This window comes from Hyunsoonleella aquatilis, assembly GCF_014270105.1.
GTDB lineage: Bacteria > Bacteroidota > Bacteroidia > Flavobacteriales > Flavobacteriaceae > Jejuia > Jejuia aquatilis.
Genome location: NZ_JACNMF010000004.1, coordinates 418,435 through 436,606, shown reverse-complemented (window position 1 = coordinate 436,606; position 18,172 = coordinate 418,435). Strand labels below are relative to the sequence as shown.

The window sequence follows — 18,172 nt, the reverse complement described above, 5'->3', positions numbered from 1 at the left end:
TCGCTGTTTATGAAGAATTTTACTTTTCTCATCCTCTTTTATTTCACTTCATTTATATTGAATTCTCAAGAAGAAGCATGGGTGTATTTAATGGATAAGGAAAATGTAGCCATGTCCATTGCCAATCCCATTACCATTTTAACTCAGAAGGCCATTGATAGAAAAAATCGCCATGGCGTCAGTATTGATGCCCGCGATGTACCGGTAAACGAAAGCTATATAACACAATTAAAAAATGCCACGGGAATTACCGTGATGGCGAAGTCCAAATGGTTTAATGCCGTACACGTCAGGGGAAGTCAAACTGATATCGAAGCTCTTGAAAACCTAAGTTTTGTGGATTCGGTGGAGTTTGCGGACAGAAGCTTGAACACCAATAAATTTTCAAATGAAAAAAATAAATCTAAGTTGGAAACCCAATTGACCACTTTCAATTACGGCAATGCGACCAACCAAATTGAAATGTTTAATGGGGACGATTTGCATCTGGATAACTATACCGGTACGGGCATGACTATTGCGCTTTTGGATGCCGGGTATCCCAATGTGAATACGATGACTTCCTTCCAAAGGTTACGGGATGCAGGAAATTTTTTGGGGAGCTATGATTTTGTAGGCAGGGATACCGATATTTATTCTGGTACAACAAGTAACCATGGTACATTGGTATTCAGCGATATGGCTGGTTATATTGAAAATCAATTTGTGGGTACGGCTCCTGACGCCTCCTATTATTTATTTATCACGGAGGATGCTACCAGCGAAACCCCAGTTGAAGAAAGCTATTGGGTGGAAGCAGCGGAGCGTGCAGATAGTTTGGGTGTGGACATCATTAATACATCGTTGGGCTACTCAGATTTTGATGGAACCAAATATGACTATTCTCAAGCAGATATGAACGGAGCTACAACATTTATTACCAGAGGAGCAAACATTGCTTTTGAAAAAGGGTTGTTGTGTGTGAATTCTGCTGGTAATTCCGGGGCTTGGGGTATTACTGCGCCGGCCGATTCACCAAACGTACTAACCATAGGTGCCGTAAATGCTTCAGGCACCTATGCCAGTTTTAGCTCGGTGGGGACTGCGTATCAACCTACCCAAAAACCGGATATTGTGGCGCAAGGCCAGGCCAGTTATGTGATTTCAGAAAATGATATCATTTTTACTGCAAATGGGACCTCGTTTAGCTCACCAATTTTAGCAGGAGGCGTGGCCTGTTTGTGGCAAGCTTTGCCCAATAAAACCAATGCCGAAATCATGCAATTGGTTCGGGAATCGGCGTCCCAATTCAGTTCGCCAGATAATTTTCTGGGTCATGGCATTCCTAATTTAAAATCGGCATTGGATACTGCTTTATCCGTTGATGAAAATGCTCTTACAGAATCCAGTATCAACATCTTTCCCAATCCTGTGGCCGACAAGCTTTTCATTAAATTTTCAGCGGATGAAGGAAGCCTTCGACTATTTGATATTTCGGGTAGATATCTCAGAACACATGCTTTGATTTCAAATAGGAATACACTTGATATGTCCTATCTAGCTAAAGGGATATATTTGGCGGAAGTACAGCTTGAAACCGTTTCTAAAACCTTCAAAATCATAAAACAATAATGCCGAATCGTATAACCGAACTTTTCAATATAAAATACCCCATTATCCAAGCGGGTATGGTTTGGAACAGTGGTTGGCGTTTGGCGTCCGCGGCAAGCAATTCTGGTATTCTTGGTTTGATCGGTGCCGGATCCATGTATCCCGAAGTGTTGCGGGAGCATATTCAAAAGTGCAAAAAAGCTACGGACAAACCTTTCGGAGTGAATGTGCCAATGCTTTATCCTGACATCGAAAAAATCATGGATATCATTGTGTCGGAAGGAGTTAAAATCGTTTTTACTTCTGCCGGAAATCCAAAAACTTGGACAGGTTGGTTGCAGGAACGAGGTATTACTGTAGTGCATGTGGTAAGCAGTGTAAAGTTTGCACTGAAAGCCCAAGAAGCTGGAGTGGATGCCATTGTTGCCGAAGGTTTCGAGGCCGGTGGGCATAACGGTCGGGACGAAACGACTACGCTAACGTTAATCCCGATGGTCAAAGAGCAGATTAAGATTCCTTTAATTGCGGCGGGAGGCATTGCAACCGGGCGCGCCATGTTGGCCTGTATGATTTTAGGAGCAGATGGTGTTCAGATTGGAAGTCGATTTGCCGCTAGTGAAGAAAGTTCGGCGCATGAAGCCTTTAAAAAAGCCATAGTTGATGCCAAGGAAGGGCATACCCAATTGACTTTAAAGGAACTCGCACCTGTGCGATTGATTAAAAATAAGTTTTATCAGGATGTCCAGGAACTGTACAAAAAAAGCCCAAGTGTTGAAGTGTTGAGGGGGCTCCTTGGAAGAGGGCGTGCCAAAAAAGGCATGTTTGAAGGGGATTTGGAGGAAGGCGAATTGGAGATTGGACAAATATCAGGGATGATACATGATATAAAACCTGTTGAAACTATTGTTCGAGATATTTTGAGCGAATTTGAGGAGGCAAGGACTAATCCGGAGCATTTCAAATTTTAAAATAAAAAAGGGAAAACCAAAATTTTCCCTTTTCAAATATCGAAACTCGAGCTCTTATTTTTTAAATCCCTTTTAAAATGAAAGCCAGTAGTTCCTTTATGCTATTAGTTTCTTTGAGACGTTTATTACCAAAGCAAAGGTAAGAAAACACATGTTTTCTCCAGAACTTTTTAACTAAAATTATTAACATATGTTAATAAGTGTAAATTTCTAAAATGCGTACTACCTAATTCGGTAAAGCCACCCGTAAACTTTATTTTTGCCGAATGCAATTGCGACAGTATACCAAAGAATTCAAATATAACTGGCAACTGGCATCCCCTGTGATGCTTGGTATGCTCGGGCATACCTTTGTTAGTTTTGTCGATAATATCATGGTTGGGCAGTTGGGCACCGCTGAATTGGCGGCCGTTTCTTTGGGCAATAGTTTCATGTTCATTGCGATGTCCTTAGGTATAGGGTTTTCAACGGCGATTACTCCTTTAATTGCCGAGGCTGATGCTGAAAAGCATTTCGAAAATGGAAAATCATATTTTAAGCACGGTCTTTTTTTATGTACGGTGTTGGGGGTATTACTGTTTCTTATGGTATTTTTTTCAAAACCATTGATGTATTTAATGCAACAGCCTGATGAGGTGGTAGCGCTCGCTATTCCTTATTTAGATTTGGTGGCGTTCTCTTTAATTCCGCTCATTATGTTTCAAGGGTTTAAGCAATTTAGCGATGGGCTCTCCATGACGAAACATCCGATGTACGCCACATTGTTGGCCAATATCATTAACATCATTTTGAACTATATTTTGATTTTTGGGAAGTTAGGGATGCCCCAAATGGGTATTGTCGGTGCTGCCTATGGCACGTTGATATCGCGTTTTGTGATGGTGGCCTATCTCTGGTTTTTGTTACAGCAAAAAGAGAAATCGAAATATTATGTTTCCAACATAAAGTTTTTGATTTTAGATAAATTCATGGTGAAAAAAATCGTCAACCTCGGCATGCCAAGTGCGATGCAGATGTTTTTTGAGGTGGCTATTTTTACCGCTGCCATCTGGTTAAGTGGCCTTTTGGGAAAGAACCCTCAAGCGGCCAATCAAATTGCACTTAACCTATCATCGATGACTTTTATGGTAGCCATGGGATTGGGTGTGGCCGCCATGATTCGTGTTGGCAATCAAAAAGGTTTGAAGAACTATTTCGAATTACGCCGCATAGCATTTTCTATCCTTTTTTTCGGAATTATTTTGGCCACGGGGTTTGCTATTTTGTTTTTTGCCTTTCATGGCCAATTGCCTAAATTGTATTTGGATTATAACGATGTGGAAAATGCCATGGACAATAAAGAGGTTATGGAAATCGCATCTAAATTATTATTGGTAGCTGCAGTTTTTCAGATTAGCGATAGTATTCAAGTGATGGTGTTGGGAGCATTGAGAGGGTTGCAGGATGTTAAAATCCCGATGATACTCGTGTTCATTGCCTATTGGGTAGTCGGGTTTCCTATTTGCTGGTTTTTAGGGAAATCTGAAGCTTTAGGAAGCATGGGGATTTGGATTGGCCTCTTGGCCGGATTGACCGTTGCTGCGATTTTATTGTATCTTCGATTTAATTATTTGACTAAAATTTTAATTAATCAAAAGTTAAAAGTGCGCTAAAATGCCTAAAGTATTTAAAGTTGTGAAACATGACGAATAAAGAATTTGCTATCAAGTTGGAAAAGCGCACGGTTAAGTTCGCAATAGATATTATTAACTTATCCTCAAGTTTGCCTCAAAGTCCCGAAGCAATTGTACTTAGAAATCAACTTACAAAATCTGGAACAAGCGTTGGAGCAAATTATAGGGAGGCTAATCGGTCTCGAAGTCCGAAGGACTTTAAAAATAAGATTAAGATTAGCTTGGGCGAAGTAAGTGAAACAGATTATTGGTTGGAAATAATTGAAGAATTGAGCTGGTCAAATATAAATTTGAAAGACCTCCGAAAAGAGGCCAAAGAACTTCTGGCAATTTTCACTTCAATAGCAAATAAACTTTGAAATTCATTTTATAATAGAATCTAAAACTCAAAACTTTAAGTATTTTAGACACTCTAAACTCTAAATACTTAAGGCACTTAAAACTTATAACTTTGAAAATGAGCTTGCCAAAATTTATACTAGGCGATAATTCTGATTATCCGAATGCCATATTCGTGATTCATACCGAATTTCCAAGATTTATCATCAATTTAGAAAATGATGCCGTGGAATGGTTTGAAGAGTTTGATGCTGAAGATCAGAAAGAATTGGAATCCGAAACCGAAAATGCCATCAAACTCGCAACCGAGTTTTACGATGCCGAAATCGCCAAATACGAAGATTAATCCATAATGATTGACCAGCTAATAGACTACGATAAAGAACTATTCCTATACCTTAATAATCTTGGTTCCGAAACTTGGGATACGCTTTGGTTGGTGATTACTAATAAATTGACGTTTATTCCGCTGTATGCCATTCTTTTGTTTTTGCTGTACAAAAAGTTTGGGGCAAAGCCCTTGTTGGTCTTTGTAATTGTGGTGGCTTTGATGATTACGTTTACCGATCAAATTACTAACGTGTTTAAACGTGGATTTGAACGACCGCGTCCATGTGGAGCCGAAGACGTTAAGGATTTAGCACGAATGGTGGCAGGCTATTGTGGTAAATATGGCTTCTTTTCTGGGCATTCCTCAAATTCGATGGCGGCCGCGGTTTTTGCTGGTTTGGCCTTGCGACCCCATTATAAAAACCTCATTTTCATTTTACTGTTTTGGAGTGCCGTTGTCGCTTATAGTCGGATTTATGTTGGGGTGCACTATCCCTTGGATATCGTTTGTGGGATGACCTTTGGGGCAATATCAGGTTTTTTGTTTTATAAGTTTTCGAGGATTCTTTTGAGGCACTTCGAATTGATTTAGAAAGGTTATTTGGTTTGATACCTCCCTAAATCCGGTCCCGATAGCTATCGGGACCTCCTTGGTAGGAGGGCGCAACTGTTGAGCATGAGTGTCCCCTCAAAGAAGAGGGGAGTCAGGGGTGTGTGAAAGAAAGGTTTTGCCTCTTTATTCAATTTCGTTGATAAACCCAAAAGAATAGAGGAAATAAATTTATAAACTTTATACTATGCGCCTCAGCGACTTTGCGCGAACAACTCCAAAACAAGCTCTGCTGCGACAAAAGGCGTAGTCTCATTGTTTTCAACTAATTTTAGTTGTTCTGTTAAGGCTTTTTTGATGTTGGGTTGATTGAAAAAATCGAATTTTAAGCGCTCCTCTATGGTTTGGATGAGCCAAAATTTGTTTTGCTCATGGCGTTTGGTGTTGAAATAGTCGTTATTTTGAGTGAGCTCGAAATACTCTGAAATCAATTTCCAAATATCGTCGATGCCCTCATTGTGCAAAGCGCTACATACCTTGACTTTTGGCGTCCAGCCTGAGGCCTTTTTAGGATAGAGATGTAGTGCCCTATTGAATTCTACTTTTGCCAATTTAGCCCGTTTTTGGTTGTCCCCATCAGCTTTATTGATGGCAATGGCATCCGCCATTTCGATGATGCCACGTTTGATGCCTTGCAATTCGTCTCCGGCACCTGCTAATTTCAACAATAAAAAGAAATCTACCATGCTATGCACGGCAGTTTCACTTTGGCCCACACCCACGGTTTCGATAATTATAACATCAAAACCAGCGGCCTCACAGAGAATAATGGTTTCCCTGGTTTTTCTGGCCACCCCACCCAATGAATTTCCCGAGGCCGAAGGACGGATGTATGCATTTCTGTCCTTTACTAAGGTTTCCATTCTGGTTTTATCTCCTAAAATACTGCCTTTGGTTAATGAACTACTGGGGTCGATGGCCAAAACAGCTACCCGTTTTCCCAATTGGGTGAGATGGGAACCAAAGGTTTCGATAAACGTGCTTTTGCCTACTCCCGGAACGCCTGTTATCCCAATGCGAACGGATGTATTGGCATGCGGTAAACATGCCTTAATGATTGTGTGTGCTTGCTTTGCATGTTTGGGGTTTGTGCTTTCAACAAGGGTAATGGCGCGACTTAAATCGCTGATGTTTCGGTTTAAAATACCTTTAACGAGTTTTTCGGGAACTGGATTTTTGAGTCGCTTTGATTTGATGTCGGGAATGGAGGCCGTGTTGATGATTTCTGGTTCAGAAACACCTTGTTGTTCTTGTAATGCTGTTTTCTTTTTGTTGGCCACAGTAAAAGGGATGTATTACCAAGATACTATTTTAATCAATATGCTTTTACCTTAAAGGCACTTTTATCCGAACATCATCCCAAGCGAGCGTCATAAAAAGTTTGTCCGTAGAATTGTCAAACGCAATGGTGAACTGTTCCACCGTGGTGTTTAATGTTTCGACGGGCGCTTTGTAATTGATGACGTCGAATTCAGGTTCGCGGAGAGGCTCCAAGGTTTGATGGTCAACGCCCCAAGGGTATTGTTTTCTGTTGAAAATCACTTCCCAAAGTGTGTCGTTGGGGATGGTCCAAAGGGTGTATTTGCCTTTTGGAAGCGAGTCTTTACCAATTTTGAGAGCTTTATTGGTTTCGAAGGTGGTGGCTTCGTTGGCTCCGGTTCGCCATACTTCGTCAAAAGGCACCAAGGCTCCAAATACTTCTCGCCCCCGTTTTGACGGCCGATTGTAGAATACTTTTAAGTTTAAATCATCTACTTTGAAAGCCACGGTTTTCTTCGGGCTTTTGCGTTTTTGAAGGCCGTCGTTCATGTAGGAATACACAAAAACGAAGCCTGTGGCCAGTATTAAAATAAAAATAACACGCTTTAAAAAAGTGTTCATGTGAGAGCAATTTTTGGAGCACTAAATATACTCGATAGACAATGATTTATAAAATGGAAACGCTAATTTATTTAGCTTTGTTGTACACTCGGAGTCTTGACACTAATTTCACTAATTTTCACGAATCTTTATGGGAAGGTTTTCGCAAATGTGTAATTGTAGATTGGTTCTGGGAAATGGCTTTGGCGGACATCCCCGCGTTAGGGATTGCAGAGGAAAGCCCACAGCCCGACGTAGGAGGAGCGAGGACTTGGAACGGAAAGCCCGACCCCTTGTGGGTAACGCCCAAATAATTATTTTTCATAAAAAAGTTTTGATTTTGCAACACTCTAGATTTTCTGTCGTCTTTAGAAATGAACAACTAACTGAGTCCAAAAGCACACCGCATGTTTCAAGTTGACATTATTGAACAATGTAAACAGAACAATCGTAAGGCACAACTGCAGTTGTACAACCAGTACTGCAATGGGATGTACATTGTGGCGAAGCGGTTTTTGAAGGATGCGCACGAGGCCGAGGATGTGGTGCAGGAGGCGTTTATCAAGGCGTTTTCTAAGCTGCATCAGTACAAAGCTGAGGTGACTTTTGGGGCTTGGTTGAAACGTATTGTCATCAATAAAAGTATCGACGTTCTGAAATCAAAAAAACAACAGTTAGTAGAATTGGAAGAGGTGCACCTTAAAGTTGTGGATACGGATGACAAATGGTTAGTGGACGATGCAATTACGGTAAACGATGTGAAGCGGGCGATTGATCAACTGCCCGAAAAATATCAATATGTGTTGATGCTGTATTTAATTGAGGGGTACGACCATCAGGAGATTTCGGAGATTTTGAACATCTCGCAGGTGGCGTCCCGCACGCAATTATCCAGAGGCAAAGTGAAATTACAGGAACTTTTAACAACAGAAAAAAATGGCACGGGATATTAGGGATTTATTTAAGGATCCCGATAGTTATCGGGAGGAATTGAAGCATGAGGACATGCCCAAAAACCACGAGGCGCGTTTTTTGGAAAAGCTGGACGAGGCGTTTCCGGAAGATAAGCGGGCTACTAAAACCCATTGGTGGTATATGGCTTCGAGTGTTGTGGTGCTCATTGGCTTGGGTATTGGGGCTTTAAATTATTTTCAGGCCGAAAAGCCAGCTAAGGTTGAATTGGCTGAAGTGAAGACCAAAACCTTGGGGGATGTATCCCCAGGACTGAAAAAGGTGGAGGATTACTATTTGGCGAGTATCAATTTGGAGCTGTCCAAGATGAAACCTACTCCTGAGACCAGAGCTGTTTTTGATGGGTATTTGGAGCAGTTGGAAACCCTAAATCAGGAATATGAGCGTCTATCTATGGAGTTGACCGAAAATGGGCCTACGGAGTTAACTGTAAACGCCCTTATTGATAATTTGAAATTTCGTTTGCACTTGTTGTATCGCTTAAAAGAACAATTGAACACTTTGGATGTTTCGGATGATTTAGTTGAAGAGACATCCCAAAGGACTTAAAACATCAAAAAATGAACAGAATAATCATAAGATTACAAATACTGGTGCTGGGACTTTGCTTTGCAACGACGCTTAGCGCACAGGATAAAATGACCAAAGTGTCGCAGTCCATTAATGTGGACAAGGATGTGACCATCGATTTGAATACAAGCTACTGTAATATCGTTATCGACACTTGGAACAAAAACGAGGTGGCCATTGAAGCCTATATTGAAGCTGAAGACCTTTCCAAGGAAGTGATGGAGCAGGCCCTAAAGGATTGGGCGTTGGATGTGGATGGGTCACAGAATTTGGTGACTATCAACTCCAATAAAGGTGGAAGGCACAATGTTTGGGTATACAACCACGACGGTCATGACGTTGATGTAAGGGTGATAATGGATGAGCTAAAGCACGATCTAGCTGATATGCCTGAGATTCCTGAAATACCAGAGTTGCCTGAAATGCCCGAAATGGCACCGTTGCCACCTTTACCGGAATTACCGCCATTACCTGAGGGTATCCACAAGCTTCAATTTGACTACAAGGCCTACCAAAAGGATGGCGATAAATATTTAGAGGAATGGTCTAAGGAAATTGAGTCGCAGTATGGCGAGGACTATGCTAAGAAAATGGAAGCTTGGGGCGAGAAATTCGGAAAGGAATGGGGCGAAAAGTTTGGTAAGCAAATGGAAGAATGGGGCAAGAAATTCGGCAATGAATGGGAAGCCAAGTTTGAAGTGGAGATGGAAGAGTGGGGCGAGGCCTATGCCGAAAAAATGGAAAAACGTGCCGAGCGCATGGAAGAGATTCAGGAAAAACGTGCTTTGGTCATGGAGGAAAGAGCGAAGGCCATGGAAAATAGGGCCAAGGCCATGGAAAACCGGCATAAAGAGAGTGAGAAGCATGCCGAGAAACGCAGAAAACTCTCTGAGGAACGTCGTATTTTGGTTGAAGAACTGGTGAACAAAGGAAGTCATTCAAATGTGAAGAAAACCATCATTATCAGAATGCCTAAAAAGGCAAAATTGAAGGTGAACGTAAGGCATGGCGAACTGGAATTTGCCTCTGTGGTAGACGATGTTCAGGCGGATTTGAACTATACCACGTTTAAAGCACTAGGCATTAATGGAAGCAAAACTTCCATTAGTGCCTCTTATGCCCCGGTCTATGTTACGGATTGGAATTTAGGCGAGCTTAATTTGAACCACGTGCGAGATGCACAATTGAAGACGGTAAGGCATGTGGTGCTTAATGCCAATTCCTCTAATGTAAAAATTAATAATGTGTTGAACAGTGCCATTGTGGATAGCAATATTGGTGATATAAAAATCCTAAAAGTCAATGATACCTTTTCCAATTTAAACTTTATTTTGCAGAATAATAAAGCCTATGTGGTATTGCCGAAAGTGAATTACAATTTGAATTACAAAGGAAAAAACGCTGTGGTGATTCACCCTGATAATACCAACGGGAAAAACGCATCTTCATTTTCCATTAGCCACCCTGATAGTAACAAAACCATTGTTGTAAATGCAAAATACAGCAGGGTGATTCTTGAGTAGATTTCTTAGTTTTGGGGAAACCATCAATAAATGGCTCCAAACGAATTTAAAACCTTTCTTAAAAGCATCAGCCCCGAACCACTTCACGTTTTAGATGCTTCCATTCCCAAGTCGAAATATGTGCATTTGGACCTTTCTGAAAGTAACCTCGAACTCCAAAACGTCAATACTGCTTCTTCCGAAGATTTTTCAAAATATATCAATTCCTGTTTAAGACGACATAACGCCCATGTGGCCTATGGCGGTTATAATGAAGTACGAACCATTTATAATCGAAGCCATCATTTTAATACGACCGAATCCGAAAGGCGAAATATCCATTTGGGTTTAGATTTATGGTGCGATGCCGGTACTCCGATTTATGCGCCGTTGGATGGGGAAGTACATAGTTTTAAGAACAACGACAATTTTGGGGATTATGGCCCGACTATCATTTTGGAGCACAACATTTCTGGCGTTCAATTTTATACACTTTATGGGCATTTGAGTTTGGAATCCATTACTGATTTAAGAGTAGGGCGGACATTTAAAAAAGGGGAGGTGTTGGCTACTTTAGGTGATGCCAATGTTAATGGGGATTACCCGCCTCATTTGCATTTTCAGATTATACGTGATTTACAAGGGTATTTTGGGGATTACCCGGGGGTGTGCAGTAAAACTGATTTGGGGTTTTATTTGGGGAATTGCCCTGATCCTGGGTTGGTGTTGGGGGTTTGAGTTTATAGTTTTTGTAGGTCTGTGATGGTTATTCATGCTTAGTTATTTTAACCGATAGATAGTTTTATTCTTTTCGCCAATTTTTTCTAATAGATTTAATTCAACTCCTTTTTTTAGGTCGCGACTTGCGGTAGCCGAGGAAATATCCTTAAAGATGCCCATATAGTCCTTTCGGCTGAATTCGGATTTGTTGAGCGATATAAAATATTCCAGCCTATCCGTATCGTTTAACGTTCTGTTATTAAAATTCAAAAGCTCATTTATTGAATTGTCAATAACACTGAGCATATATTCAATAAACTTGGTAGATTTTCCTGCCTTGTCGCTTTCCGCCAATGCTTTGTAATACTTGTCTTGGTCTTTGCTAATCAAGGTTTCGAATGGCAGAAACTCAAATATGGGGTGCTTTTCCATAAGAATCAACGTTTGCCATAATCGTCCCATTCTTCCATTGCCGTCTAAAAAAGGATGGATAAATTCCATTTCATAATGAAACACGCAACTTTTAATTAATGCAATGCCCTCCGATGTTTTTAGATATTCGAAAAGCTTACGCATCAAAAATGGCACATTGTCGTGGGGTGGTGCCAGATGCTCTACTTTTGAGCCTTTTACAATACCAACATTTTGATTTCTGTAGGTTCCGGGATTTTCGATAAGATGTTTCATTAAATCCTTATGTGCTTTTAAAAAAGACTTTTCGCTTTTAGGATTGTATCGTTTTAAGTTCTCATAAATCCCAATAGCATTTAAAACTTCAATCACATCTTTTTTAGGGCCAATCACTCTTTTGTTTTCAAGTAGTGCGGTTATTTGTGCTTCGGTAAGTGTATTGCCCTCTATTTTTAAGGAAGAATGAATTGTTTTGATTCTGTTTTGCTTTCTGAGTTGAGGCGAAGGCTTGTTTAAAAAGTTGGCGTTGACTTCCCCAATTTTTTCAGAAATGGAAGTGATGAGTTTTAAAATTGTTGGGGTGATGTCGTATGGTGGGTACATATTTGATACTATCATTTGATAGTATCAAATATACTATCATTTTGGTGAAAATTTGAAAAGTTTATAACCTATTTTATAAAGGTAATTATTTGGATCCGGATTGTTGATGGGGGTTTGATATTAGTAAAGGCCTATATCCTTCTTAAGTTATTTTTTAACAAAGTTCTTTGTTACCTATCGTTTTTAATATCAAATTCTATAATTGGAAACATAGGTTGCCAAATTTTATTCAGTTGTTCTTTTCTTTCGGAAAATCGTATGTCGGTTATTTTTGCTTTTTCCATTTTAACCTTGAACCTTTCTGAAACATATTTGCCTGAAGAGTATAATGGTATTTTAAAAAAATCAATTTCATAGTCAAAATTTTTGCCAAAAACTACTTTTTTAGTCTCAAACGAATAACTTGTTTTTGAATCAGTTTTGTTTTCCGAAATCAGGTCTAATTTGTGTTGATGAGATTGGATTTTAAAATTCTCTCCGCCGTTTTCTGTAGCAAATATTTCGCTTTCCGAAAAGTCAATCCAATTATAACATTCAGTTGCGTATTTGTCAGGAAAAGTCAGTTGGAAATAATCATAAGATTTGTTCTTTTTTAAAAATCCGAATAGTTTTTCTTTCCGTAGTACTTTTGCTTTTCTCAGTTCAAATTGTATTGTTTTACTTTCCTTGAGGATTTTCAATGCCTTTTCATTTACTATATATTCATTTATGGAATGTAAAAAATCATTGAGTTTGTTAAAGTCATCATCGTCATACATTTTGCAGATTGCAATATATTCTCCTCTGATTTTTTTATAATCAACGTTCTCTATTGCACCAGAATCATCAATGTGAAATGTAAAGTACTTCATTTTGTTCTAATGGCAGGTAACTTATTTATATGCAGAATTTTATTCCGTTTATGCCACTTCTTTTGGCTGGCTATGCAGAGCTTTAGCTTAAGTTACTTCTTCCGCCTTTGATACCGTCGCTTTTCAATATTCTTGATATAAATATGCTTATATCTGGGGTTGTTGGGGGCATTGCGTTCCTCAATTTCGAACTTTCCAGTAGATTTTATTAAGGGTGTCAGCTTTTGGAAACCGTAGTTTCTGGAATCAAAATTGGGGCGTTTTTTCTGTATCAAACTGCCCACATCCCCTAGGAATGCCCAGCCGTCTTCATCTGAAAGGTCAGCAATGGACGAGCGTATCAAATTGATTTCTTTATGGGTAATTTTGTCAACTGAGGGTTTCGATTCCTTTTTGTCATCGCCATTCTCAGTATCCTCTTTTTCCTCAGTTCTACTGCCTAAAATTTCAATGTAAATAAACTTGTCGCATGCGACAATAAAGGGATTTGGAGTTTTTCTTTCACCAATACCAATTACCTGCATGCGAGCCTCGCGAAGTCTTAGGGCAAGCCTTGTGAAATCGCTATCGCTAGAAACGATACAAAACCCATCAACCTTGCCTGAATACAAGATGTCCATTGCATCTATTATCATTGCGGAGTCGGTTGCATTCTTCCCAATGGTGTAACTGTATTGTTGTACTGGCGTTATGGCATTTTCTAGTAGTACGTTTTTCCATTTGTTTAAATGGGGTTTGGTCCAATCGCCATAAATACGTTTTACGGAAGGGTTACCGTATTTTGCAATTTCCTCCATCATCTCCTTTACATGGCCGGCGGGAATATTGTCGCCATCAATTAAAACGGCAAGATTAATGTTCATAGTTAAGCTTTAAAATGAGCAGGTAAGTTAAGGCTAAGTTTTTCGTATCACAAACATATAATTGTTTTCTTTCAAATTCTGAATATGCTAAAATATTGAACAAAAAACAAGATTGTATTTTCATATTGTCATTTATGAGGTGTTATAATTGAAAATATGATAATTATCATAGTAATTCTCAGTAGGTTGAGGTAACTTTAATGTAATAATTTGAACGTTCAAGATGGTAGATTTTTATTGCCATTCTGTTGAGGTGTTAACCATTAAAATTAAAAGCATGATACCTAAAAAGAACCCAGAATTAGAGGTAGGCCGGAATAGCAGCCTCTATTTCGCCATAGGACTCAATGTTATGCTGTTTTTATCATGGCAGGCATTGGAGCATAAAACCTATGAGCAGGAAGAGATTATTGCAGACATTGTCCAAATGGATACAGAAATTGAAGAGGAAATTCCTCTGGTTACAATGGACACACCACCACCTCCGCCACCTCCACCAGCGGTAACACAGGAGTCGGTAACCATTGTGGAGGACACCGAGGAAGTGGAGGAAACCGTTTTTGAAAGCACTGAGACCAGTCAGGAGGACGTAATTCGGGATGTAGTTAGGGTTGAGGATGTGCATGTGGAAGCTGTTGAGGAGTACGTTGAAGTACCTTTTGCCATTATTGAGGATGCTCCGATTTTTCCGGGATGCGAGAATGTTGCGAAACCGGAACGTAAAAAATGCTTTCAGGAAATGATAAATGCCCATGTTGCAAAAAACTTTAACTACCCAGAAGTAGCCCTAGAAATGGGTATTAGCGGACGGGTTTATGTCATTTTTGTGATTGCGTCCGATGGTAGCATTACCAAAGTAAGAACCCGCGGACCAGATAAAATGCTTGAGAATGAGGCTAAGCGCATCATCAATAGATTGCCAAAAATGATTCCGGGTAAACAGCGTGGCAAACCTGTGAGCGTACCTTTTAGCCTGCCCATCAATTTTGTGATGGCCGAACAATAAAATACATAACTGACTTTTTTGGGTTTAAGCGGTTATTGTGCTTGAAAGGCTGAAGATGTCTTAATTTAAGATGTTTTCGGCCTTTTCTTTTTCTTCGTTTGAGATAAAAATCTACTTAATTACAATTCAGTATGGGTATTTAACAATTCGGTAAGGATAGTTTTAATAACTTCGATTTTGCACTGATATTTGTTTCATCATTAAAAACTAGTAATATTATGAACCGCATTTTTAAGACTATTTATTGCTTAGTTGTCTTCACTTCCTGTGTTATGGCCCAAAACGACATTACCGTTGTTGTTTCAAATTTAGAAAGCAACGATGGAAAAGTATTTGTTGGGCTATACAATACCGAGGAAAGTTTCTTAGGAAAAGGCTTTAAGCATGTCAATTCAAAAATTGAAGATAATAGTTGTACGGTCGTGTTTAAAAATGTTCCTAATGGTATTTACGCCATTTCTTTATTTCACGATGAAAACGGAAATAACAAAATGGATACTGGTATGTTTGGCATTCCGAAAGAGGCTTACGGATGTTCCAATAATGCCACAGGATTTATGGGGCCTCCAAAATGGGAGGATGCCAAGTTCGAAGTAAAGAATAAATCAGTAAAGCAAAATATTAATCTTTAAAATCAATCAGAATGAAACAGTTAATCATCATTGCAACACTTCTAATCTCAACAGTAACCATTGCGCAAACCAATTATGAAAAGGGAATGAATAAAGCCTTTGAATTATGGGGCAATGGTAAACCTAGCGAAGCTGTAAACCTCTTTGAACGTATAGCCTCGGCAGAACCCGATAATTGGTTGCCACCCTATTGGGCTGCCCAAATCAATATTGTCACCAGTTTTGGAGAAAAGGACAAAGACAAACTCGCCGCGCAATTGAAAAAAGCACAGGATTTGTTGAATGATGCAACGGCAATTTCCAAAAACAACCCCGAAATTATGGTAATGCAGGCCATGTTGCACACAGCTTGGATTGCATCGGATGGGGCTACTTATGGCATGACACTGTCACCAAAAGTGGTAGAATTATATGCTAAGGCAGAGGCCATAGCTCCGGAAAATCCGAGGGTAGTAGCCTCGAATGCGGAATGGAATATTGGTAGTGCCCAGTATTTTGGGCAGGATACTACGCCGTTTTGCAAGGATTTGGAAAGAGCCAAAGAACTTTTTGCTAATTTTAAACCAGAGTCGCCATTTCACCCTAATTGGGGTAAGGACCGTGTTGAAATGCTTTTGAAATCTTGCGAAAAATAAGATTTAAGTACCTAATACATTATGAAAGCTTCGATTAAAAAAATCATTATCACCTTTATCATTGGATGCGTTGTTTATCTCATAGCACAGTTTCTATACGATGGATTTGATTATAAGGATGCCAATGAGTTTTTTATCGAGTTTTCGTTCTATCAGTTATACGCCTTCGTCCTGGGATACTCCAACATGTATTTCTTTGATTATATGGAGCGTTTCAATTGGAACAAAAATAACCCGCTTAAGCGAATTATAGCAGGGGTAATTGGATCGACGGTTCTTACACTTGCTGGATTGTTTTTGCTTAGGGCAGGAACGTATGTGTTTTATCTCGGTTACACCTTTGAGGAATTTTTGTCCAGCGAAAAGTTTGGTTACTATAAATTCGGAGTGTGGATTACCCTGGCCATCGTTGGTGTGTTTCACGTTATTTATTTCTACAATAGGTTCCAACAAAATCGCATTAAGGAACAAAAAGTCATTGCCGGTACCGCAAGCGCCAAGTTCGATGCCCTCAAAAACCAGTTGGATCCTCATTTTCTCTTTAATAGTTTGAATGTGCTGACCAGTTTAATTGAGGAAAACCCAAATCAGGCACAAAAGTTTACCACTTCGCTTTCCAAAGTGTATCGCTATGTTTTGGAACAAAAGAATAAGGAATTGGTTACGGTTGATGAGGAATTGCAATTTGCCAGAACCTATATGTCCCTTCTTAAAATGCGATTTGAGGATAGTATTGTATTTACCTTACCGGAAAGGGCCCAAAATCCAGACAGTAAGGTGGTGCCATTATCTTTGCAGCTGCTTTTGGAAAATGCAGTAAAACACAATATGGTGACTTCCAGTAAGCCACTACATATTCAAATTTATGAGGATGATGGGTTTTTAGTGGTTGAAAACAATTTGCAACCCAAACAAATCGTAAAAAAGAGTAGTGGCGTAGGCTTAAGCAACATTATGCAACGCTACAGTTTATTAACACAAAGAAAAATTAATATCGACAAAGGAGCTAACAGGTTTGCCGTGGCCATCCCTATGCTCACCAAACAAATATCAGTTATGAGACCACAATCATCAAATCAATTGGACGACGGTTATCTGCGTGCCAAAAAACATGTAGAGGAGCTTAAAGGATTTTATTTCAGTTTAATATCCTATGTTTTGGTTATTCCTTTCCTCATCTTTATCAATTACAAAACGTACTGGAATTTTCAATGGTTTTGGTTCCCGGTATTTGGTTGGGGTCTAGGTTTGGCTATTCAGGCTTTTAAGGTTTTTGTAAGTGATAAGGCCATGGGGGGCAATTGGGAACGTCGCAAGATAGAACAGTTTATGCGTGAGGAGGAACAGGAAAACGGCAGATGGAATTAAATGTATTACTATGAAAAAATTATCAATCGAAAAACAGAATGACAGATTTACACGAGCAAGGCTTCGTGTTAAGGAACTAAAAGGGCTCTACTGCAATATTTTTGCATATTGCCTCGTAATTCCCTTCCTGGCTTTTATCAACTATAAAACCTTTTGGGAAATTAAATGGTTCTTGTTTTCGGCTATAGGATGGGGTATTGGAATTGCATTTCATGCTTACCGTGTATATGCTCGAAACCCAATCTTTGGCCATAAATGGGAACAACGAAAAATAGAACAATTTATGCGTGAAGAACGAGAGAATAGATGGAATTAAATTTAACAACAATGGAAAATTACGATATAAAGCCATATAGCGAAAAGAATTATAGTAATGAAGAGGCCTACCTAAGGGCAGAAAAGCGCTTAAAGGAATTGAAGGGATTTTACTGGCACGCCTTCTGGTACGTGGCGGTTAACATCTTCATTGTTGGAATGATTATATATAACGGAGGCAGTTTTTTCCACTTCGGTACATGGGCCACCCCTGTTTTTTGGGGCATCGGCCTTGGATTTCACGCCATTGGTGTATTTGGTAGGCGCTTCGCATTCGGTAAAAAATGGGAAGAACGGAAAATCCGTGAGTTTATGGAAAAGGAAGAGCAGGATAGACGTCAATTTGAGTAAAAG

At 39.6% G+C, this 18,172-nt stretch carries 22 protein-coding genes; 17 read left to right on the top strand and 5 right to left on the bottom strand.

Annotation, left to right across the window (positions count from 1 at the left end; all coding sequences use genetic code 11):
- The first annotated feature begins 9 nt into the window (after positions 1–9).
- From H7U19_RS13545 to H7U19_RS13520, 6 genes are all read left to right on the top strand, one after another.
- Positions 10–1,611 (top strand): S8 family serine peptidase, encoded by a 1,602-nt coding sequence (locus tag H7U19_RS13545; RefSeq protein ID WP_186563249.1) that lies wholly within the window; start codon positions 10–12, stop codon positions 1,609–1,611.
- Positions 1,611–2,558 carry an NAD(P)H-dependent flavin oxidoreductase gene (locus H7U19_RS13540; protein ID WP_186563247.1) on the top strand — a complete coding sequence of 316 codons (948 nt, stop codon included), beginning with the start codon at positions 1,611–1,613 and terminating at the stop codon, positions 2,556–2,558. Before H7U19_RS13545 ends, H7U19_RS13540 begins: the two co-directional genes overlap by 1 nt.
- A 266-nt stretch (positions 2,559–2,824) precedes the next feature.
- Positions 2,825–4,210, top strand: a complete 1,386-nt coding sequence (locus H7U19_RS13535) for an MATE family efflux transporter (RefSeq protein WP_186563245.1) — start codon at positions 2,825–2,827, stop codon at positions 4,208–4,210.
- Positions 4,211–4,239: 29 nt separating this feature from the next.
- Positions 4,240–4,590 carry a four helix bundle protein gene (locus H7U19_RS13530; RefSeq protein ID WP_186563243.1) on the top strand — a complete coding sequence of 117 codons (351 nt, stop codon included), beginning with the start codon at positions 4,240–4,242 and terminating at the stop codon, positions 4,588–4,590.
- A gap of 98 nt (positions 4,591–4,688) precedes the next feature.
- Positions 4,689–4,916, top strand: coding sequence for a hypothetical protein (locus tag H7U19_RS13525; RefSeq protein WP_186563241.1), 228 nt, complete (start codon positions 4,689–4,691; stop codon positions 4,914–4,916).
- A 6-nt stretch (positions 4,917–4,922) separates the two neighbouring features.
- Positions 4,923–5,492: a phosphatase PAP2 family protein gene (locus tag H7U19_RS13520; RefSeq protein WP_186563239.1), complete on the top strand. Its 570-nt coding sequence runs from the start codon at positions 4,923–4,925 to the stop codon at positions 5,490–5,492.
- 212 nt (positions 5,493–5,704) lie between these two features.
- Here H7U19_RS13520 and meaB read toward each other — a convergent pair whose 3' ends face one another.
- Positions 5,705–6,790, bottom strand: coding sequence for a methylmalonyl Co-A mutase-associated GTPase MeaB (gene meaB / locus H7U19_RS13515; protein ID WP_186563237.1), 1,086 nt, complete (start codon positions 6,788–6,790; stop codon positions 5,705–5,707).
- Positions 6,791–6,836: 46 nt separating this feature from the next.
- Complete coding sequence (locus H7U19_RS13510) at positions 6,837–7,391, bottom strand: DUF2911 domain-containing protein (protein WP_186563235.1); 555 nt, start codon at positions 7,389–7,391, stop codon at positions 6,837–6,839.
- A gap of 53 nt (positions 7,392–7,444) precedes the next feature.
- On the opposite strand from H7U19_RS13510, the gene H7U19_RS13505 reads away from it, so the two are divergent.
- From H7U19_RS13505 to H7U19_RS13485, 5 genes are all read left to right on the top strand, one after another.
- The gene (locus H7U19_RS13505; protein ID WP_186563233.1) at positions 7,445–7,684 is read left to right on the top strand and encodes a hypothetical protein; all 240 of its coding nucleotides are present in this window, start codon (positions 7,445–7,447) and stop codon (positions 7,682–7,684) included.
- A gap of 93 nt (positions 7,685–7,777) precedes the next feature.
- Complete coding sequence (locus H7U19_RS13500) at positions 7,778–8,323, top strand: RNA polymerase sigma factor (RefSeq protein WP_186563231.1); 546 nt, start codon at positions 7,778–7,780, stop codon at positions 8,321–8,323.
- Positions 8,307–8,891, top strand: a complete 585-nt coding sequence (locus H7U19_RS13495) for a hypothetical protein (protein WP_186563229.1) — start codon at positions 8,307–8,309, stop codon at positions 8,889–8,891. The genes H7U19_RS13500 and H7U19_RS13495 overlap by 17 nt, the downstream gene beginning before the upstream one ends.
- A gap of 11 nt (positions 8,892–8,902) precedes the next feature.
- Positions 8,903–10,435 (top strand): hypothetical protein, encoded by a 1,533-nt coding sequence (locus tag H7U19_RS13490; protein WP_186563227.1) that lies wholly within the window; start codon positions 8,903–8,905, stop codon positions 10,433–10,435.
- A gap of 30 nt (positions 10,436–10,465) precedes the next feature.
- Entirely contained in the window at positions 10,466–11,152 is a 687-nt protein-coding gene (locus tag H7U19_RS13485; RefSeq protein WP_186563225.1) for a peptidoglycan DD-metalloendopeptidase family protein, read from the top strand.
- A 42-nt stretch (positions 11,153–11,194) separates the two neighbouring features.
- Here H7U19_RS13485 and H7U19_RS13480 read toward each other — a convergent pair whose 3' ends face one another.
- The 3 genes from H7U19_RS13480 to H7U19_RS13470 form a co-directional block, all read right to left on the bottom strand.
- Complete coding sequence (locus H7U19_RS13480; RefSeq protein WP_186563223.1) at positions 11,195–12,148, bottom strand: Fic family protein; 954 nt, start codon at positions 12,146–12,148, stop codon at positions 11,195–11,197.
- A 170-nt stretch (positions 12,149–12,318) separates the two neighbouring features.
- Positions 12,319–12,999: a hypothetical protein gene (locus H7U19_RS13475; RefSeq protein ID WP_186563221.1), complete on the bottom strand. Its 681-nt coding sequence runs from the start codon at positions 12,997–12,999 to the stop codon at positions 12,319–12,321.
- Between the two features lie 92 nt (positions 13,000–13,091).
- Complete coding sequence (locus H7U19_RS13470; protein ID WP_186563219.1) at positions 13,092–13,862, bottom strand: NYN domain-containing protein; 771 nt, start codon at positions 13,860–13,862, stop codon at positions 13,092–13,094.
- 277 nt (positions 13,863–14,139) lie between these two features.
- Here H7U19_RS13470 and H7U19_RS13465 point away from each other — a divergent pair, with 277 nt between their 5' ends.
- The 6 genes from H7U19_RS13465 to H7U19_RS13440 all read left to right on the top strand — a co-directional run bounded on the left by H7U19_RS13465 (position 14,140) and on the right by H7U19_RS13440 (position 18,169).
- Entirely contained in the window at positions 14,140–14,868 is a 729-nt protein-coding gene (locus H7U19_RS13465) for an energy transducer TonB (protein ID WP_186563217.1), read from the top strand.
- A 218-nt stretch (positions 14,869–15,086) separates the two neighbouring features.
- Positions 15,087–15,500, top strand: coding sequence for a DUF2141 domain-containing protein (locus tag H7U19_RS13460; protein WP_186563216.1), 414 nt, complete (start codon positions 15,087–15,089; stop codon positions 15,498–15,500).
- A gap of 11 nt (positions 15,501–15,511) precedes the next feature.
- Positions 15,512–16,135, top strand: a complete 624-nt coding sequence (locus H7U19_RS13455) for a 2-hydroxyacyl-CoA dehydratase family protein (RefSeq protein ID WP_186563214.1) — start codon at positions 15,512–15,514, stop codon at positions 16,133–16,135.
- Positions 16,136–16,156: 21 nt separating this feature from the next.
- Positions 16,157–17,503, top strand: coding sequence for a histidine kinase (locus H7U19_RS13450; RefSeq protein WP_186563212.1), 1,347 nt, complete (start codon positions 16,157–16,159; stop codon positions 17,501–17,503).
- Between the two features lie 10 nt (positions 17,504–17,513).
- Positions 17,514–17,819, top strand: coding sequence for a 2TM domain-containing protein (locus tag H7U19_RS13445; RefSeq protein ID WP_186563210.1), 306 nt, complete (start codon positions 17,514–17,516; stop codon positions 17,817–17,819).
- Positions 17,820–17,830: 11 nt separating this feature from the next.
- Positions 17,831–18,169 carry a 2TM domain-containing protein gene (locus H7U19_RS13440; RefSeq protein ID WP_186563209.1) on the top strand — a complete coding sequence of 113 codons (339 nt, stop codon included), beginning with the start codon at positions 17,831–17,833 and terminating at the stop codon, positions 18,167–18,169.
- Positions 18,170–18,172: the final 3 nt, after the last annotated feature.